This is a genomic window from Ensifer sp. LC384 (assembly GCF_001695865.1).
Taxonomy (GTDB): domain Bacteria; phylum Pseudomonadota; class Alphaproteobacteria; order Rhizobiales; family Rhizobiaceae; genus Ensifer.
Map to the genome: position 1 here is coordinate 33,982 of NZ_MBST01000067.1, position 17,851 is coordinate 51,832.

The following is a 17,851-nucleotide window of genomic DNA, read 5'->3' on the forward strand; positions in this document are numbered from 1 at the left end:
CCATCGGCGTTAGGCCTGCGTGCCGCCCACGGTGATCTGGTCCATGCGCAGATGCGGCTGGCCGACGCCGACCGGCACCCACTGCCCGGCCTTGCCGCAATTGCCGATGCCGGTGTCGAGCTTGGTGTCGTTGCCGACCATCGTCACGCGCTTCATTGCATCGGGGCCATTGCCGATCAGCATCGCGCCCTTGACCGGCGCGCCGATCTTGCCGTTCTCGATCATGTAGGCCTCGGTGCAGCCGAAGACGAACTTGCCGGAGGTGATGTCCACCTGGCCGCCGCCGAAGGAGACGGCATAGATGCCTCTTTTCACCGAGGCGATGATTTCCTCAGGCGTCCGGTCGCCGGACAGCATGTAGGTGTTGGTCATGCGCGGCATCGGCACGTGGGCATAACCCTGGCGCCGGCCGTTGCCGGTCGGCTGCATGCCCATCAGGCGGGCGTTCTGGCGATCCTGCATGTAGCCGACGAGCTTGCCGTCCTCGATCAGCACGTTGTAGCCCGATGGCGTGCCCTCATCGTCGATCGAGATCGAGCCGCGACGCGCCTCGATCGTGCCGTCGTCGACGACGGTGACGCCCCTTGCAGCGACCTGTTCGCCGAGCAAACCGGCAAAGGCCGAGGTCTTCTTGCGGTTGAAGTCGCCTTCAAGGCCGTGGCCGACGGCTTCGTGCAGCATCACGCCCGGCCAGCCCGAGGCCAGCACCACGTCCATGGTGCCGGCCGGCGCGTCGATCGCATCCAGATTGACGAGCGCCTGGCGCAGCGCCTCGTCGGCGCCCTTCTTCCAGTTTTCCTCGGTGATGAAGTCGCCGAAGCCGCGACGCCCGCCGATGCCGTAGGAGCCGCTTTCCTGGCGGTCGCCATCGCCGGCGACCACCGAGATGTTGATGCGCGTCATCGGCCTGATGTCCTGAACCCGGTGGCCGTCGGCGCGCAGGATATCGACGAGCTGCCAGCTCGCGGCAATCGAGGCCGTCACCTGCCGGACCTTGGGGTCGCTCGCGCGCAGATAGGCGTCGATTTCCTGCAGGAGCGCGACCTTCGCCTCGAAGCTCGGCTCGCCGATCGGGTTCTCGTCGCCATAGAGCTTCTTGTTGGTGCGTTGCGGCGCCGCCGCATAGGAGCCCGCATAACCGCGCGTCACCTGGCCGACAGCATCCGCCGCACGGCGAAGTGCGGCCAACGACAATTCGCCGGCGTGCGCATAGCCGACAGATTCGCCCGCAACGGCGCGCAGACCAAACCCCTGATCGGTGTTGAAGCTGCCGCCCTTCAGGCGGCCGTTGTCGAAGGAGAGCACTTCGGCCTGGGCATGCTCGAGAAACAGTTCGCCATCGTCGGCGCCGGCAAGCGTCTCCGACAGAACCTTGCGGATCGCCGCCTCGTCGGCATCGAAGAGGCTCATCAGGTCGGTGTTCATGGTCGTGCGCTCCCGCGTCATAAAATTCGTTGGCCTTCATTTAGGAAGGCCGACGGTTCAAGCCAAGGGAAATCTCGATCAGGCGAGCGAAGCGTTCCAGCCATCGAGGCGTTCGATACGCTCGACGCCGGTAAAGCGGGCGACGCGTTCGAGTTCCGCATCGATGCGCTCCATGCGACCGGAAGACGGCTTGATCCCGCGCTCCAGCCAGAGCCGACGCACGTCGAGGCTGCCGCGCTTGCGATCGGCCTTCATGTCGATGCGGCCGATCAGGCGGTCGCCCTCGATCAGCGGGAAGACATAATAGCCATATTCCCGCTTCGGCTCGGGCACGAAGATCTCGATGCGATAGAAGAAGCCGAACAGCCGCTCGGCGCGATTGCGGTCGCGCAGCAAAGGATCGAACGGGCTCAAGACGCGCACGCGGCCCGGTGGATCGGGAATGTCGCCAAGCTCGTCGGGAAAGCCGGCAAGCGCGTAGGACGACCGCGGTTTGCCGCCGTCGATCGGCTCGATCAACACCTCGACCAGCTCGTCGCGACGCTCTGCAACCCAGGTCTTTGCCTCGTCGGGAGAGACCAGATCCCAGAAGGCGGCAATTTCGCCATGGGTGGCAAAACCCAGCCGTTCCAGTGCGCTGCGGCAGGCCCAGTCGATGAACTCGTGGTGCTCCACCTCGCCATCCCAGTGGTGCGGCGGGATCACGCGTTCTGTCAGGTCGTAGACTTTCTGGAAATTCTCGCGCCGGGCGATTGCCAGTCTGCCGGTGCGCCACAGCACCTCAAGCGCGGTCTTCGACGGGTGCCAGTTCCACCAGCCGCCGGACTCGTGCTCGGCTTCCTTGAGATCGCGGGCAAGCACCGGCCCGCCCTTGGCAATGCGCTCGTAGGTTTCGTCGCAGCCTTTCTCAAAGCCTTCGCCACGCCATTTGCTCCAGCGGTCGACGATGGTCTCGCCTTCCCATTTGAAGCGGTGTTTCCAGTAACGAAAGAAGCTGCTGGGGATGATGGAGGCGTCATGGGTCCAGTGCTCGAACAGCTCGCGATCGTCTTCGAGCAGCGATGTCAGATGTTCGCGACGATAGGTCTGGTTGCGCGCGAACAGGATCTGGTGATGGGCGCGTTCCACCGTGGCGATGCTGTCGACCTGTACGAAGCCGATGTCGTGGATCAGCTTCAGCAGACCATCCTTGCCCAGCGCGCGGTGCGGCGCGCCGGAAAGCCCCTGCTTTGCGAGAAAGATGCGCCGGGCATCGCTATTGGAAAGCCGAATCGTCATGACGGAAAGAATAGGCTTTTATTCCCATATTTCAAACTGAAGCTTGATTCAAACTGCATTGCCCTTGTCCGCCGACTTGGCCTATAGAGCAAACCGCAAACCGCGAGGGACGGGATGGACATCCGCTTTACCGATTGCTCGGTCCGCTTCGGCGAACGGGTGGCTCTGCAGCCGCTGACGCTGACGATCACCGAAAGGCGCGTCGGCATCATCGGCCTCAACGGCTCCGGCAAGACGACCTTCGCCCGGCTGATCAACGGCCTCGTCAAACCCTCGCTCGGCAGCGTTACCGTCAACGGCCTCGATACGGTCAAGGACGAGCGTGCCGTGCTTTCCGAAGCCGGCTTCATCTTCCAGAATCCGCAGCACCAGCTGATCATGCCCGTCGTTGCCGACGACATCGGCTTCGGCCTGAAGAATCGCGGCCTCAAGGGCGAGGAGATCGAGAAGCGGACGCAAGCCGTGCTGTTGCGCTTTGGCGTCGAGCACCTGGCGCGACGCCGGGTCCATGAACTCTCCGGCGGCGAGACCCAGCTGATCGCCATGGCCAGCGTCGTCGTCACGGATCCGAAAATCCTGATCCTCGACGAGCCGACCAACCAGCTCGACCTGCGCAATCGGCGGCGCGTCGCCGACACGATCGCGACGCTGGACGAAGATACGCTCGTCATCACTCACGACCTGCCGCTGGTCGAAAATGTCGAACGCCTGTTGCTCTTCCACGAGGGGCGGCTTGCCGCGGATGGCGCACCGCAAGAAACGATCCGCCATTATCATGAGATCGCCGGATGCTGACGAGCCTGCACATCGAGGGCAACAGCTGGCTGCACCGCCTTCCGGTGCGCGCGAAGCTTTTGGCACTGGTGGCGCTCAGCATTCTGCTTTTCCTCAGCGGCTCGCTCCTTGTGCAACTGACGGCGTTCGTGATTTCGGGTGGACTCTATCTCTCGGTCGGCCTTTCCTGGCGCGAGGCGCTGAAACGCGTCGGCTTCGTCTTCTTCACGATCTCCTTTCTCGCGGCCGTGAACCTGTTCCTCCTCCCCTTGAGCGAAGTGGCCGTGCTGACCCTGCGGCTGATGGCACTGGTGCTTTTTGCAGCAGCGGTAACGGCGACGACGACCATCGGCGCTTTCATGGACGAGATCACGGTGCTGCTGACGCCCTTCGAACGCCTGGGATGGGTGCGTGCCGCCGATGTCAGTCTGGCGCTCGGGCTCGTGCTGCGCTTCGTGCCCGACATTTTTTTGCGCTACCAGGCCATTCGCGAAGCGCACCGGGCGCGCGGGCTGCCGGTGCGGCCGTTGACGATCATCGGGCCGCTGATCATCCTGACGCTCAAAGATGCGGATACGATCGCTGCAGCGATTGACGCCCGTGGTTTTCGCCGTCAATAAATTCGCACACCCTAATAAACAAGGAACAGGAACAGCATGAACACCAGAGACCTCGTCCTTATCGCTCTCTTTGCCGCGATCGTCGTCGTGCTCGGCCTCATTCCGCCGATCACGCTCGGCTTCATTCCCGTGCCGATCACCGCACAGTCCATGGGCGTTATGCTCGCCGGCTGCATTCTCGGCGCCAAGCGCGGCGCTTTCGCCTTCCTCCTGTTCCTTCTGCTCGTCGCCATCGGCCTGCCGGTGCTATCAGGCGGTCGTGGCGGTCTTGCCGTGTTTGCCGGCCCGTCGGGCGGCTTTATCCTCGGCTGGGTCGTTGCCACTTTCGTCACCGGCCTGATTGCGCAGCGCTTCGTCCGTGAGGGCCAGCCGGAAGTCCGCCAGTTCGTCGGCTTCTTCCTCGCCTCCGTCGTCGGCGGCATCATCGTGCTTTACGCGATCGGCATGCCCTGGGTATCGGCCGTCACCGGAGCGCCACTCCTGACCGTCGCCACCGGTTCGCTCGCTTTCCTTCCCGGCGACCTGCTGAAGGCCGCGATCGCGACGCTTGCCGCACGGGCCGTCTTCGCCGGCTATCCGCTGCTGCCGGTTCGCGCCTGAACCGATGCCCTTTGCCGCCGCCCTTGTGCGCCACGCGGAACAAAATCCGCATGCCCCGGCCTTCCGCATGGAGGGCCGGGTTTTCACATTCGGGGAGCTTGTGCTTTGCGCGGGCCAGCTCGTTTCCGCTTTCGGAAGGTTGACAGCAAATACCCGGAATAAAAGCGTGCTACCCGGCACCACGACGCTGATCGCTCTGGAGATCGGCAACCATCCCTTTTTCGCCGCAGCATTCGTCGCTGCAACATCAGGCGGTCATTGCGTGGCCTTGATCGATCCGCACCTGCCGGACGCAACGCGTCAAGCCATGCGTGAGTTGCTGCGGCCCGACATCGTCGTTCGCGCCGACGGCGGCGGGCTGCGGCTCGACGCCACCGCTGCCGGCCAAGGCATGTTTTTCACCGCCGTATCAAGCGAAGACATTGCGCCGATCGCCATCGGCGCCGATGACGAGCCGTTTCTCGTCGTCTTCACCTCCGGCACCACGGGCATGCCGAAAGCGATCGTCCGCGATCGCGGATCCTGGCGACGCAGCCTGAAGACCGGGCAGGACTTTTTTAGCCTCGACAGTGACACGTGCACCTTTGCTCCCGGCCCGCTGGCCCACGGGCTGACCCTCTATGCACTTGCCGAAACGCTGGTTGTCGGCGCCGAGTTCGTCGGCATGGCGCATTTCGATGCGGCACGCGCGTCCGAGATCATCGCCTCGCAGGACGTCAGGCGACTCGTACTCGTGCCGACGATGCTGAGACGGTTCTCTGCATTACCTTCGCATAACGCACTGACGTCGGTGCAGAAGATCACCGTTGCCGGCGCCAAGCTGACACCGGCCGATCGTGCAGCAGCGGCAAGGACATTTCCCCAGACTGACATTATCGAATATTACGGTGCCTCTGAACTCGGTTTCATCAGCGTCGCCGGCGCTGGCGACACCGCGTCGGCGACCGCCGTCGGACGCGCCTTTCCCGGCGTCGGCCTCACCGTGCTCGACGAGAGCGGAACGACGCTGCCACCAGGAGAAACCGGCACGATCTTCGTCGACAGCGACCTGATTTCGAACGGCTATATCGGTGCCGGGGATGGTGCGGGGCTCAGGCGCGTCGGCAGGCTCGCAACCGTCGGCGACCTCGGGTTCCTCGATGCCGATGGCACATTGCATCTCGTCGGTCGCTCCGGCGGCATGGTGCTTTCCGGCGGCAACAACATCTACCCGCAGGAGGTCGAGGCGACGCTCGCCGGGCATGCGGATGTGCATGCGGCCTTCGTTCTCGGGCTTGATCATCCCGACCTCGGCAGCGAGCTCGTCGCCGTTATCGAACCGAATGCTGCTACAATCGACCGTGCCGCACTTGACCGTCATCTCGACGACCATCTGCCGCGCTATAAACATCCCCGTCGAATCTGGCTTTGCCGCACCTTGCCGATGACACAATCTGGTAAGGTGGCGGCCGGCACCCTCAAGCAATGGATTGTGGACGGACATGACGCCCTTGAGCCCTTCGTCTGACCCATCGCGCACACCGGTGATCGTGGCGCCCCTGCGCACGCCGATCGGCCGCGTGCGCGGCGTGCTCGCAGAGATCGAACCGGCGCGCCTCGCCGCCCCTTTGATCACCCGCATCCTGGCCGATGTCGGCCTGGCAGCGGATGCGATCGACGATGTCATTGTCGGCAACGCCGCTAACTGTGCCGGCAATCTCGGGCGGCTCGCGGCACTCGAAGCCGGACTTCCGGTATCGACACCCGGCCTTACCATCGACAGGCAATGCGGTGCCGGGCTCGAAGCCATCACGCTTGCCGCGCGGCTCATTCAGGCGGGCGCCGGACGCTTTTACCTCGCCGGCGGCACCGAGAGCGCCAGCCGCGCCCATATTCGCCTGAGGCCGCCGACGATCCCCGGCGACGAGCCTCAACCGATCAAACGCTCGCGCATGGCCCCGGACGAGATCGGCGACCCTGACATGGGCGTCGCCGCCGAAAACGTCGCCACAGCCTGCGGCATTTCCCGCGAAAGACAGGATGGCTTCGCGCTCGAAAGCCAGCGCCGCGCCGTCGCCGCCCAGCTCGCCGGGCGGTTCTCGCGCGAAATCGTGCCGATCGAAACCACGGCCGGCACCATCGACACGGACGAATGCCCGCGCGCCAATGCCTCCCTCGAAACCTTGCAGCGGCTGAAGCCCGTCTTCGTCAAGGACGGCACGGTGACCGCCGGCAATGCCTGCCCGATCAATGACGGTGCGGCGATGGTTCTGGTGACCAGCCTTGCCGAAGCGCGCCGCCTGGGGCTTTCCTTCGCGCTCGAATTCGTCGACGCGGCGACCGCGGGCGTGCACCCAGATCTGCTCGGGCTCGGTCCGGTTCCGGCGATGGACAAGCTGAAGGCGCGCAATCCGGCGCTCGATGTCGACGCGATCGACTTCATCGAGTTCAATGAAGCCTTTGCCTCGCAGGTGCTCGGCAGTCTCGATCAACTCGACATTTCACCGGAGCGGGTCAATCTCGATGGCGGCGCCATTGCGCTCGGCCACCCCTATGGCGCGTCCGGCGCGATCCTCGTGGTGCGGCTTTTTACGCAGATGCTGGTTGTCCCGCGGGAAACGCAGGCCCTTGCGATGATGGGCATCGGCGGCGGCATGGGCAGCGTGGCGCTGTTCCGCAGCCTGCGGCTCAGCGAATAGTTTCCTGATGGTTCAGAGAATGTAGCTGCCGAGCCATTCTCGGGTTGCAGCCGGCACCGGCAGCGGCGTGTGCCGCTCGCGATCGACGGCGACCCAGACGATCTCGAGCTCGGCCGCAAGCTGCCCGGCCGCCTCGACGCGCACGGCAAAGCTGACCGAGCTTCCGCCAATCTTGGCGACAGTGACGATGAAGCGCGCCGGCTCATCATAGCGCAAGCCCCGATGGAAGACGCAGGCCGAGCGGCGAACGAGATAGGCAGGCTCATGCACGACCGACGGTCGATGCCGCCAGAGGTGGGAAAGTGCCGCTTCGGCATGGGCATAGTAGGCGGCATTGTGCATGTGGCCATGCATGTCTATATCGCGAAACGGAATGCGGATTTCCGTGACGTTGTCCCTCTCCCTGCCGTCCATGCGAGGTCCTCTTAGAATGCGCTCCACCCTCGTTAGCCAGTTCGGCGATCCGCGACAAGTGATTGCGCTCGTCGATGCCGAGCGCGTTCCGCCTGGGCCCGGCGAGGTCGAGGTCGCCCTTTCCTTTTCGGCCATCAATCCCTCCGACCTCATTCCGGTCACCGGTGCCTACAGTGCCCGCACCACCCTGCCCTTCGTGCCCGGCTTCGAAGGCGTCGGCACAATTGCCCGCGTCGGCACCGGCGTCGAGACCTTGAAGCCCGGCGATCGGGTGATCCCGATCGGCGCGAGCGGCCTTTGGCAGGAATATCTGGTGCGCCCTGCCGAATGGTGCTTTGCGGTGCCTGACGATGTCGACGACCGGCAGGCGGCAACCAGCTACGTCAATCCGCTGACGGCAATTCGGCTCATCGAAGCGCTCAGGGCCCATTTCGGATCGATGGCCGGTCGCAGGATCGGCGTGACCGCCGCGGGCTCGGCCATAGGCGGCATGCTGATGAAGCTCTTAGCAGGCGAAGGTGCAAGGCCGGTCGGGATCGTTCGCAGCGAACGCAGCGCCGTGCGGCTGGCTTCCGACGCCGTGGGCGAAATCGTCGTCGCCGATGCGGGGCATATCCCTTCGACCCTTGCCTTCGACGCCATTCTCGACGCAGTCGGCGGCCGGTTTGCCGGCGACCTCATCGGCCAAACGCTCCTGCCCGGCGCTGCATTCATCCAGTATGGCGCCTTGAGCGGCGTGCCCGTGCCGATACCGGCGATCCAGGCGCGGCCGGATGTGCGCTTCTCCTTCCTGTGGTTGAGAACCTGGGTGCACGCCGCCGGACGGCGGGCCATCGAAGAGGCCTTCGCGCAGAGTTTCGTCGGTCTTCGCTCTGGTATTTTTTCGAGCCGCATTGCGCTGATCTATCCGCTCAGCCGCCTCGATGAGGCCCTGGCGCATCAGGAGGACCCGCATCGCGACGGCAAGCTGCTCATCGATACGCGCTGTTGAAAATCGGCACTTTCCCTTCGACGCGCCATGGACCTTGGCAGGCTGGAGCACTAGTTTCCGGGCATGACCACGCTGCTCTATGAAAATCCGGTCTTCCTGGAACACGAGGTTCCGGAGGGTCATCCCGAACGGCCGGACCGGCTGAAGGCGCTGAACCTTGCGCTCGAACATCCTAATTTCGCCGGCCTCCAGCGCATAAAGGCGACGAAGGCGAGCGAAGACCTCGTGCTGCTGGTGCATCCGGAGGAGCATCTTCGCACCGTCAAGCGCGCCATCCCCGAAGAAGGCATCAACGACCTCGAAGCCGACACCTACGCCAGTCCCTTGAGCCTCGAGGCGGCACTGACCGGCATCGGCGGCGCGGTCGAGGCGGTGGACGCGGTCTTCACGGGCAAGGCGGACAACGCTTTCGTCGCCGCGCGTCCGCCCGGCCACCACGCCGAGAAGAACAAGGCCATGGGCTTCTGTTTCTTCAACACCGTTGCGATCGCCGCCCGCCACGCGCAGGTGGCGCATGGGGCCGAGCGCGTCGCGATCGTCGATTGGGACGTGCACCATGGCAACGGCACGCAGGACATTTTCTGGGACGATCCGTCGGTGCTTTTCTGCTCCACCCACCAGATGCCGCTTTATCCCGGCACCGGTGCCAAGGACGAAACCGGCGTGAAGGGCAATGTCGTCAACGCGCCGCTCTCGCCTAACACCGGCAGCGAGCATTTCCGCGAGGCATTCCGTTCCCGCGTCCTGCCGGCGCTGACCAACTTCCGGCCGGACTTCATCCTGATCTCGGCCGGCTTCGATGCCCACCACCGCGATCCGCTGGCGCAGATCAACCTTGTCGCCGAGGATTTCGACTGGGCGACCGGCCGCCTGCACGAGATCGCCGACCGCAGCGCCGGCAACCGCATGGTCAGCCTGCTCGAGGGCGGCTATGACCTGCAGGGGCTCGCCGAGTCGGCCGGCATGCATATTCTAAGACTGATGAGAGGGTAACCATGACCACCACCACGCAACCGGACGTTTCGGCCCTCTCCTTCGAGCAAGCCGTCGAAGAACTGGAACGCATCGTCTCGGCGCTGGAACGCGGCGACGTCGCACTCGACAAGTCGATCGAGATCTATGAGCGCGGCGAAGCTCTGAAGAAGCACTGCGAGGCGCTCTTGAAGGCTGCCGAGGACCGGATCGAAAAGATCAGGCTCGACCGCGCTGGCAAGCCGCAGGGCGTGGAACCGCTCGACGCGGAGTAACCGGCCCCGGGATTGGTCAACGTCCGGAAACGCTGCGTCTTCGCCTCGCGCCTACCCGCAACCTGCGTCAGGCGCTAGGGTCGTTCAAGACCACATGAACAACGGGAGCGTGCACCATGTCCTTCTTTCCAGGCCCCGACCCGCTCGCCGGCGACAAACCCGCCTGCGATGCCATCGAACACCTGATCATCCCGCGCACCAGCGACATCGGCGGCCTGCAGGTTCGCCGCGCGCTGCCGACCGCCAAGCGGCGGCTCGTCGGGCCGTTCATCTTCTTCGACCGCATGGGTCCGGCCCTCTTGCGCGCGGGAGAGGCGATCGACGTTCGGCCGCATCCGCATATCGGCCTTTCGACCGTCACCTATCTGTTCGACGGCGAGATCAAGCACCGCGACAGCCTCGGCACCGAAATGGTCATCCGCCCCGGCGACGTGAACCTGATGACCGCTGGCCGCGGCATCGTTCACTCGGAGCGCTCGCCGGAAAATCAACGCGGGCACGAACGCTCGATTTCAGGACTGCAGACCTGGCTGGCGTTGCCAGACCACAAGGAAGAGATCGATCCGATCTTCGACCACACGGAACGGCACGTGCTGCCGCAGCTCAGCGACGGCGGCATCGACGCCAGGGTCGTGATCGGCAGCTTCGAAGGACAGAAGTCGCCGGTCGCCGTCTTCACCGATACGATTTATGTCGACCTCAACATCGCGCCCGGCAAGAGCGCACCGTTTGCCGCCAATTGGGAAGAGCGTGCGCTCTACATCCTGTCCGGCGATGCGATCATTGCCGGCGATCACTTCGCCGACAACCAGCTGCTGGTCTTTCGCCCGGGCGACGAAATCACCGTCACCGCCGGTCCGCTCGGCTGTCATGTCATGCTGTTCGGCGGCGCGGCACTCGGCTCGGCCCGCCACATCTGGTGGAATTTCGTGTCGTCGTCGAAGGACCGCATCGAGAAGGCCAAGGAAGAGTGGCGCACCGGCCGCTTCGACATCGTGCCCGGCGACGAGGAGGAATTCGTGCCCCTGCCGGCCGGTTGAGGACATGGGATAATGGCGACAGGTTGCCGCTTCCAGTTGCCGCATCTTTCCTTAAATCGATTTCGATTCAGGGAATCATGCGGTAGTCTCTTGGACGACGACGCAGGAAAGCCTAATTTTGCATTCAGCGACAATTGCGTCTAAAGAGCCGCTTTAACGGTACCACCAACTATCGCGCACCCGATCCGTGCGGTGCGCATGAGGCATGCAGCGTGACACAACTGCCAACCACCCCGATGCCGGCAACCCCCCTGCTCGACAAGGTGACCTTTCCCGACGATCTGAAGAAGATCGACGACAGGGATCTGCCGGAGCTTGCCGGCGAAGTTCGTGCAGAGATGATCGATGCGGTCTCGCGCACCGGCGGCCACCTCGGCGCGGGCTTGGGCGTCGTCGAGTTGACGATCGCCATCCACAAGATATTCAACACGCCGCATGACCGGCTGATCTTCGACGTCGGTCATCAGTGCTACCCGCACAAGATCCTGACCGGCCGTCGCGATCGCATCCGCACCCTGCGCCAGGAAGGCGGCCTTTCCGGCTTCACCCGTCGCGCCGAAAGCGAATACGATCCCTTCGGTGCCGCCCACTCCTCGACCTCGATTTCCGCCGGCCTCGGCATGGCCGTTGCCGCCGACCTCGACGGCAAGAACCGCAATGTCATCGCCATCATCGGCGACGGTGCGCTTTCCGCCGGCATGGCCTATGAGGCGCTCAACAATGCCGGCGCGCTCGATGCGCGCCTGATCGTCATCCTCAACGACAACGACATGTCGATCGCACCGCCGACCGGCGCGATGAGCGCCTATCTGGCACGCCTCGCCTCCGGCCGCACCTATATGGGCATCCGCGAAGTCGGCAAGAAGCTGACGGCCTACCTCGGCAAGACGGTCGACCGGGCGATCACCCGCGCCGTCGAGCACGCGCGCGGCTATGTCACCGGCGGCACGTTGTTCGAGGAGATGGGCTTCTACCATATCGGCCCAATCGACGGTCATTCGTTCGAGCACCTGTTGCCCGTGCTGCGCAATGTGCGCGACAACGCCAAGGGGCCGGTGCTGATCCATGTGGTGACGCAGAAAGGCAAGGGCTATCCACCCGCCGAAGCCGCTGCCGACAAATACCATGGCGTCAACAAGTTTGATGTCATCACCGGCGCGCAGGCCAAGGCAAAGCCGAACGCCCCCGCCTACACGACGGTTTTTGCCGAAGCCCTGACGCAGGAAGCCGGTTTCGACGACAAGATCGTCGCGATCACGGCCGCCATGCCGTCCGGCACCGGGCTCGACAAGTTCGCCCTCGCCCATCCCTCGCGCTGCTTTGATGTCGGGATCGCCGAACAGCATGCGGTGACCTTTGCGGCGGGCCTTGCCTCGGAGGGCTACAAGCCGTTTGCGGCGCTCTACTCGACCTTCCTGCAGCGCGGCTACGACCAGGTGGTCCACGACGTCGCGATCCAGGGTCTTCCGGTGCGTTTCCCGATCGACCGTGCCGGCTTCGTCGGCGCCGATGGGCCGACGCATGCGGGCTCCTTCGACACCACCTATCTCGCCACCCTGCCCGGCTTCGTCGTCATGGCGGCCGCCGACGAGGCAGAGCTGAAACATATGGTGCGCACGGCCGCAGCCTATGATGCCGGCCCGATCTCGTTCCGCTATCCGCGCGGCGAAGGCGTGGGCGTCGAAATGCCGGAGCGCGGCCAGATCCTGGAAATCGGCAAGGGCCGCGTGGTCAAGCAGGGCTCCAAGGTGGCGCTGCTTTCCTTCGGCACCCGGTTGGCCGACTGTTTGATGGCCGCCGAAGATCTCGACGCGGCGGGCCTTTCGACGACGGTTGCCGACGCGCGCTTTGCCAAGCCGCTCGACCACGACCTCATCCGCCAGCTTGCGCGCCATCACGAAGTCCTGATCACCATCGAGGAAGGCGCCGTCGGTGGCTTCGCCAGCCACGTGCTGCAGTTCCTCGCCGAAGACGGCCTGCTCGACGGCGGCCTGAAGGTCCGCCCGATGGTCATGCCCGATATCTGGATGGAGCAGGCCAAGCCTGAAGCGATGTACGCCGCCGCCGGCCTCGACCGCGCCGGCATCGTCTCGACGGTGTTCAAGGCGCTCGGCCAGAAGCAGGATATCGGCATCGGCGCGGCTAGCTAAGGCTACGCGTCCGAAGGAAGATCCGCAGATTCCGAGACAGTAAAAAACCCCGGCGATCAACCGGGGTTTTCTTGTTTCTTTCCAATGGCGATCAGAATTCCTGCCAATCGTCCTGCACCAAAGCCGCATTGCCATGCGACATGGGACGGGCGGCACTTGCCGCGCGCATCGGCGCCGACGGCGCCGCCATCGTGCGTGCCATGGCGCGCAAATCGCTCGCGGCGACCGCGCCATTCGGGCGGCCCGGCAACGTGAAGCGGGCGATCAGTTCACGCAGGCGGCCGGCCTCGCTGGCAAGCTGGGCACTGGCGGCATTGGCCTCTTCGACCATCGCCGCATTCTTCTGCGTCACCTGGTCCATCTGGTTGACGGCAGTGTTGACTTCGCTCAAGCCCACCGACTGTTCGCGTGCCGAAATGGCGATCGCGTCCATGTGCTGGTTGATGGTGGCCACGTGACCACCGATCGCTCTCAGCGCCTCGCCGGTATCGCGCACCAACTTGACGCCACCTTCGACCTCGACGCTGGAATTGCGGATAAGCTCCTTGATTTCCTTGGCAGCCTTTGCCGAGCGCTGGGCAAGCTCGCGCACCTCCTGGGCCACGACGGCGAAGCCCTTGCCGGCCTCACCCGCGCGCGCCGCTTCGACGCCGGCATTCAGCGCCAGCAGGTTCGTCTGGAAGGCGATCTCGTCGATGACGCCGATAATGTTGGAGATCTGGCCGGAAGAGCTTTCGATCCGGCGCATCGCCTCGACCGCACTTGCCACCACGACACCGGATTTGGCAGCGCTTGCGTTTGCCTCACCGGCCACGATGCGCGCCTCTTCGGCACGCCGGGTCGAGCTCGTGACGTTGGCGGTGATCTCGTCGAGGGCGGCCGCGGTCTGCTCAAGTGATGCGGCTTGCTGTTCCGTACGCCGCGACAGGTCGTCGGCACTCTCGCTGATTTCGCGCGAGCCGCCGTCGATCGAGCCGCTGGAATCGGCGACCGCCGCCAGCGCATCGCCGAGCCGTGACACGGCCGAATTCAGATCATGACGCAGTTGCTCGAAATCCGGCGCAAAGGGCTCGGTCAGTTGAAAGGCGAGATCTCCGGCCGCCAGGCGCTGCAGGCCCCCGGCAAGACCGGAGGTTGCCTGGCGAAGGCGCGCCTGTGCCGCGGCTTCGGCTTCCTCCTGCAGGCGCGCCCGCTCTGCATCGGCACGCGTGCGGTTTTCCGCGGCTTCCGCCTCCAGCCTCTGGTTGGCGATCGCCGCCTGCCTGAAGATTTCGACGGCGCCGGCCATTTCGCCGATTTCATCCTTCCGGCCGGCATAGGGAATGGCAGATGCGGTATCGCCATCGGCGAGGCGCGTCATCGAACGGGTAGTCGCCACGATCGGCTTGGAAATCGTCCGGCCGACGAGGAAGACCGTTGCGGCGATGATGGCGATGGCCGCCAGGACCGCGCCAAGCGCGATTTTCTCGGCGAAATGCTGCATCGCTGCGCTTTCGGTCTCGGCCTCAGCCTTCTCGGCCCCGATCGCCGTCGCCATCTGCTCGAAGATCGGTTCGACGGTCGAAAAGGTCTCCGACATCCGCGTGCGCAACGCAGTCTCGCTTTCAGCCAGCGCGGCGTAGTCCGCAAAGGCGACGCTGTAATCCTCCAATGCCGCCAAGATCTTGGCCTGGTTTTCCTTGCCGCCGAACGTCTCGGCTGGGAAACCCGCGAAGGCCTTCACCTCTTCGACATGCTTCTCGACGTATTTGTGATCGCGCCGCATGATGAAGTCTTTCTCGTGGCGCCGCATCGTCAGCATGCTGGCCTGCAGTCCCTTGTCCGAAACGGACTTCAGCGCCTCCTCAATCGAGTGAACGGCAGCACGCATCACGCCCTCCTTGCCGGCTGACGGCTCGAGGCCGAGCGTGCGGTTGGCGTCGGCCACCGCCACGAACTCGCCGAGGTAGCGCTCGTAGCCCTCGGAGATCAGCTTGAGTTGCGACAGCGTCGACCGGCTGGACAGTAGCTTGCCGAGAGCGGCGATCGTCTCACTCGCCTTGGCGGCGATTTCCTGATGCGAGGCAGCGTATTTCTCCTGCCGCCGCAGCAAGAAGTCCTTCTCTGCGCGACGGTTCTGCAGGAGCTGGCTTTCAAGCACCAGGAGTGTGCGATCCGCGTCCCTATGGGCCTGCACCTGCCGGCGGTAGTCCTCCTCTATGCTCCGCTCCACGAGGAAGATGGCGACGATGGCGAGAATGCCGGCGACAGCGATGGGCACGAGCAGGCCGATGCGGTGCGAAAGCCTGAGATGGAAGCGGGACATGCGGGAAACTCCTTGCGCCGGGCGGCGTCAGGTCGGGGATGATCAGATGTGTCGGGAGGTCCGATTTGGAGCGGAGGGCCTGCATCATGCAGGCTGCGACATTGGGCCAAAGTGCCACGCATCATTTAAGGACACGTGAATATTCACCTATCTCCTTGGGGGTCTTGCCACCATGTCTTTGCCGCCGTTCCGAGCCGTCCCGCAGCGAAGGGGCTTGCCATAAGGCCGGCAAGGCTCCATGAGAAACACATGTCAGAAGAACGCCAGAATGAAGAACACAAGAACAGAGTCCGTCTCGACCAGCTGCTGCTCAACACAGGACTGGTCGCCAGCCGCGCCCGCGCCCGCGACGCGATCCAGCGCGGCACCGTCAAGGTCGACGGCCGCACGGTCACCAAGCCGTCGTTGGCCTTTGCCGAGAGCGTGACCATCACCATCGATGACCCGGCGCAGGATTATGTTTCGCGCGCAGCGCTGAAGCTTGCCGCAGCGCTCGATCATTTCGCACTCGATCCCGCCGGTGAAAGCTGTGTCGATATCGGCGCCTCCACCGGCGGCTTCACCGAGGTGCTCTTGAAGCGCGGTGCCGATCACGTGGTCGCCATCGATGTCGGCCATGGCCAAATCCATCCGCGTATCTCGGGCGATCCGCGCGTAACCAGCATCGAGGGCCTCAACGCCCGCGCGATGACCGAGGACGACATCGAGAACCGCGACGTCACCTTCATCGTTTCCGACGTTTCCTTCATTTCGCTGAAGCTTGCCTTGCCGCCGGCACTTGAGATGGCGCTTCCCGGCGCGCATTGCATCCTGCTGGTCAAGCCGCAGTTCGAAGCCGGTCGCGATGCCATCAGCAAGGCCGGCCTGCTGAAGGATCCCGATAGCGCGCCGGCGGTTGCCGCCGAGCTCGAGCGCTGGCTGGTCGAAGACATGGGCTGGCAGAGCCTCGGCCTAATCCCCTCGCCGATATCAGGCGGCGACGGCAACGTCGAATTCCTGCTGGCCGGGAAAAAGCCATGAGCACCCAGACCCTGACCATCGCCCGCCTGGGCGCGCAGGGCGACGGCATCGCCGAGACCGAGGCCGGTCCCGTCTATGCGCCCTTCACGCTGCCGGGCGAAAGCGTGGCGCTTGCCGTCAACAAGTCTCAAGGCACACTGATCTCGCTGCGCGAAGCATCTCCGGACCGCGTCGAGCCCCGCTGTCGTCATTTCGGTCCGGACGGCCAGAACGGCACCTGCGGCGGCTGCACGCTGCAGCATGCCGCCGATGGTCTTTACCAGACCTTCAAGCGCGGTCTCGTGATCAGCGCCTTGAAATCGAAGGGGCTGAAGCCTGATGTCGCGCCACTGATCATCGCCCATCCCGGCGAGCGCCGCCGCGCCGTCTTCACGGCCCGCAAGACCGAGAAGGACCTGCTTCTCGGCTTCAACCAGGCGGAAAGCCATCACATCGTCGCGATTTCGGAATGTCCCGTCGCGAGCCCGGGCATCGTCTCGCGGCTCGCCACCATCGGCAAGGTCGGCGCGGCCATGGCCGTCAATGCCGAACCGTTCCGCATCACTGTTCTCGAAACGCTTTCGGGACTCGACCTCTCCGTCGATGGTATCAAGGGATTTGGCGACCGCGAACGCCGGCGCACCGTCGAAACGGTTCTCGGCGAACGCGGCATCGCCCGCGTCAGCCTCAATGGCGAGATCATCGTCGAACCGACGAAGCCGATGATCGAATTCGGTGGCGTCGCCGTCTCGCCGCCGCCCGGCGGCTTCACCCAGGCAACGCTTGCCGCAGAAGAGGCGATGGCGGCGCTGGTGCTCGATCATATCGGCAAGGCCAAGCGCGTTGCCGACCTGTTTGCCGGCAGCGGCACATTCGCGCTGCGCCTCGCCCGCAAGGCGCGGGTGCACGCGGTCGAAGGCGATGACAAAGCGCTGAAGGCGCTCGACTTTTCCGCCCGCAACACGCAAGGGCTGAAGCCGGTGACGATCGAGAAGCGCGATCTCTTCCGCCGCCCCGTCATGGCGCAGGAACTCAAAGTCTACGACGCCATCGTGTTCGATCCGCCCCGCGCGGGCGCGGAAGTGCAGTGCCAGGAGATCGCCCGCTCCGGCGTCAAGAAGGTCGTCGCCGTCTCCTGCAATCCGATAACGCTTGCGCGCGATCTCGCGATCCTCGTTGCCGCCGGTTACCGCATCACGTCGGTCACGCCGATCGACCAGTTCCTCTGGTCGGCCCATGTCGAGGCCGTCGCAACGCTCGAGAAATAGAAAGGGCCCGGGAGACGGGGCGTGAGATTGCCGACCTACACAGGGTCACCGCTGATCCACAT

General features: G+C 64.5%; 16 protein-coding genes. 12 read left to right on the forward strand and 4 right to left on the reverse strand.

The genetic code is table 11. The annotated features are described in order from the left end of the window. Window positions 1-9: 9 nt before the first annotated feature. Window positions 10-1,425 carry a metalloprotease TldD gene (tldD, locus tag BC363_RS29420; RefSeq protein WP_065783031.1) on the reverse strand — a complete coding sequence of 472 codons (1,416 nt, stop codon included), beginning with the start codon at window positions 1,423-1,425 and terminating at the stop codon, window positions 10-12. A 78-nt stretch (window positions 1,426-1,503) separates the two neighbouring features. Beyond that, window positions 1,504-2,703 (reverse strand): winged helix-turn-helix domain-containing protein, encoded by a 1,200-nt coding sequence (locus tag BC363_RS29425; RefSeq protein ID WP_065782687.1) that lies wholly within the window; start codon window positions 2,701-2,703, stop codon window positions 1,504-1,506. Window positions 2,704-2,817: 114 nt separating this feature from the next. On the opposite strand from BC363_RS29425, the gene BC363_RS29430 reads away from it, so the two are divergent. From BC363_RS29430 to BC363_RS29450, 5 genes are read left to right on the forward strand one after another with little or no spacing between them, the layout of a single operon-like run. After that, window positions 2,818-3,498: an ABC transporter ATP-binding protein gene (locus tag BC363_RS29430; RefSeq protein WP_065782689.1), complete on the forward strand. Its 681-nt coding sequence runs from the start codon at window positions 2,818-2,820 to the stop codon at window positions 3,496-3,498. Beyond that, window positions 3,492-4,097 (forward strand): energy-coupling factor transporter transmembrane protein EcfT, encoded by a 606-nt coding sequence (locus tag BC363_RS29435; protein WP_083223472.1) that lies wholly within the window; start codon window positions 3,492-3,494, stop codon window positions 4,095-4,097. The genes BC363_RS29430 and BC363_RS29435 overlap by 7 nt, the downstream gene beginning before the upstream one ends. Window positions 4,098-4,133: 36 nt before the next feature. After that, a complete protein-coding gene (locus BC363_RS29440) occupies window positions 4,134-4,697 on the forward strand; it encodes a biotin transporter BioY (protein WP_065782691.1) in 564 nt (187 codons plus the stop codon). Window positions 4,698-4,701: 4 nt separating this feature from the next. After that, the gene (locus tag BC363_RS29445; RefSeq protein ID WP_065782693.1) at window positions 4,702-6,204 is read left to right on the forward strand and encodes an AMP-binding protein; all 1,503 of its coding nucleotides are present in this window, start codon (window positions 4,702-4,704) and stop codon (window positions 6,202-6,204) included. Continuing rightward, the gene (locus BC363_RS29450) at window positions 6,188-7,375 is read left to right on the forward strand and encodes a thiolase family protein (protein WP_065783033.1); all 1,188 of its coding nucleotides are present in this window, start codon (window positions 6,188-6,190) and stop codon (window positions 7,373-7,375) included. Before BC363_RS29445 ends, BC363_RS29450 begins: the two co-directional genes overlap by 17 nt. A 12-nt stretch (window positions 7,376-7,387) precedes the next feature. Here the strand turns inward: BC363_RS29450 and BC363_RS29455 are convergent, their stop codons facing one another. Beyond that, complete coding sequence (locus tag BC363_RS29455; protein ID WP_065782695.1) at window positions 7,388-7,789, reverse strand: thioesterase family protein; 402 nt, start codon at window positions 7,787-7,789, stop codon at window positions 7,388-7,390. Window positions 7,790-7,805: 16 nt separating this feature from the next. On the opposite strand from BC363_RS29455, the gene BC363_RS29460 reads away from it, so the two are divergent. The 5 genes from BC363_RS29460 (at window position 7,806) to dxs (ending at window position 13,217) form a co-directional block, all read left to right on the forward strand. Beyond that, window positions 7,806-8,780 carry a zinc-dependent alcohol dehydrogenase family protein gene (locus BC363_RS29460; RefSeq protein WP_065782697.1) on the forward strand — a complete coding sequence of 325 codons (975 nt, stop codon included), beginning with the start codon at window positions 7,806-7,808 and terminating at the stop codon, window positions 8,778-8,780. 63 nt (window positions 8,781-8,843) lie between these two features. After that, window positions 8,844-9,773 carry a histone deacetylase family protein gene (locus BC363_RS29465; protein WP_065782699.1) on the forward strand — a complete coding sequence of 310 codons (930 nt, stop codon included), beginning with the start codon at window positions 8,844-8,846 and terminating at the stop codon, window positions 9,771-9,773. 2 nt (window positions 9,774-9,775) lie between these two features. Then, window positions 9,776-10,027, forward strand: a complete 252-nt coding sequence (locus tag BC363_RS29470; protein WP_025426149.1) for an exodeoxyribonuclease VII small subunit — start codon at window positions 9,776-9,778, stop codon at window positions 10,025-10,027. A 116-nt stretch (window positions 10,028-10,143) separates the two neighbouring features. Beyond that, window positions 10,144-11,067, forward strand: a complete 924-nt coding sequence (locus tag BC363_RS29475) for a pirin family protein (RefSeq protein WP_065782701.1) — start codon at window positions 10,144-10,146, stop codon at window positions 11,065-11,067. 236 nt (window positions 11,068-11,303) lie between these two features. Continuing rightward, entirely contained in the window at window positions 11,304-13,217 is a 1,914-nt protein-coding gene (dxs, locus tag BC363_RS29480; protein WP_065782703.1) for a 1-deoxy-D-xylulose-5-phosphate synthase, read from the forward strand. 91 nt (window positions 13,218-13,308) lie between these two features. Here dxs and BC363_RS29485 read toward each other — a convergent pair whose 3' ends face one another. After that, a complete protein-coding gene (locus BC363_RS29485; protein ID WP_244519973.1) occupies window positions 13,309-15,522 on the reverse strand; it encodes a HAMP domain-containing methyl-accepting chemotaxis protein in 2,214 nt (737 codons plus the stop codon). Window positions 15,523-15,771: 249 nt separating this feature from the next. Between BC363_RS29485 and BC363_RS29490 the strand changes: the two genes are divergently transcribed. Together BC363_RS29490 and BC363_RS29495 are read left to right on the forward strand one after the other, a co-directional pair. Continuing rightward, on the forward strand, window positions 15,772-16,542 hold the full coding sequence (locus tag BC363_RS29490) for a TlyA family RNA methyltransferase (protein WP_065782705.1): 771 nt from the start codon (window positions 15,772-15,774) through the stop codon (window positions 16,540-16,542). Continuing rightward, on the forward strand, window positions 16,539-17,789 hold the full coding sequence (locus tag BC363_RS29495; protein ID WP_065782707.1) for a class I SAM-dependent RNA methyltransferase: 1,251 nt from the start codon (window positions 16,539-16,541) through the stop codon (window positions 17,787-17,789). Before BC363_RS29490 ends, BC363_RS29495 begins: the two co-directional genes overlap by 4 nt. The last annotated feature ends 62 nt before the right edge of the window (window positions 17,790-17,851 follow it).

Excerpts from the sequence above, each read along its gene's own strand:
- BC363_RS29455 (WP_065782695.1), bottom strand. The coding sequence starts at position 7,789 with ATGGACGGCAGGGAGAGGGACAACGTCACGGAAATCCGCATTCCGTTT.
- BC363_RS29495 (WP_065782707.1), top strand. The coding sequence starts at position 16,539 with ATGAGCACCCAGACCCTGACCATCGCCCGCCTGGGCGCGCAGGGCGAC.
- tldD (WP_065783031.1), bottom strand. The coding sequence starts at position 1,425 with ATGAACACCGACCTGATGAGCCTCTTCGATGCCGACGAGGCGGCGATC.
- BC363_RS29460 (WP_065782697.1), top strand. The coding sequence starts at position 7,806 with ATGCGCTCCACCCTCGTTAGCCAGTTCGGCGATCCGCGACAAGTGATT.
- BC363_RS29470 (WP_025426149.1), top strand. The coding sequence starts at position 9,776 with ATGACCACCACCACGCAACCGGACGTTTCGGCCCTCTCCTTCGAGCAA.
- dxs (WP_065782703.1), top strand. The coding sequence starts at position 11,304 with ATGCCGGCAACCCCCCTGCTCGACAAGGTGACCTTTCCCGACGATCTG.
- BC363_RS29465 (WP_065782699.1), top strand. The coding sequence starts at position 8,844 with ATGACCACGCTGCTCTATGAAAATCCGGTCTTCCTGGAACACGAGGTT.
- BC363_RS29485 (WP_244519973.1), bottom strand. The coding sequence starts at position 15,522 with ATGTCCCGCTTCCATCTCAGGCTTTCGCACCGCATCGGCCTGCTCGTG.
- BC363_RS29490 (WP_065782705.1), top strand. The coding sequence starts at position 15,772 with ATGTCAGAAGAACGCCAGAATGAAGAACACAAGAACAGAGTCCGTCTC.
- BC363_RS29425 (WP_065782687.1), bottom strand. The coding sequence starts at position 2,703 with ATGACGATTCGGCTTTCCAATAGCGATGCCCGGCGCATCTTTCTCGCA.
- BC363_RS29435 (WP_083223472.1), top strand. The coding sequence starts at position 3,492 with ATGCTGACGAGCCTGCACATCGAGGGCAACAGCTGGCTGCACCGCCTT.
- BC363_RS29430 (WP_065782689.1), top strand. The coding sequence starts at position 2,818 with ATGGACATCCGCTTTACCGATTGCTCGGTCCGCTTCGGCGAACGGGTG.
- BC363_RS29440 (WP_065782691.1), top strand. The coding sequence starts at position 4,134 with ATGAACACCAGAGACCTCGTCCTTATCGCTCTCTTTGCCGCGATCGTC.
- BC363_RS29475 (WP_065782701.1), top strand. The coding sequence starts at position 10,144 with ATGTCCTTCTTTCCAGGCCCCGACCCGCTCGCCGGCGACAAACCCGCC.
- BC363_RS29445 (WP_065782693.1), top strand. The coding sequence starts at position 4,702 with ATGCCCTTTGCCGCCGCCCTTGTGCGCCACGCGGAACAAAATCCGCAT.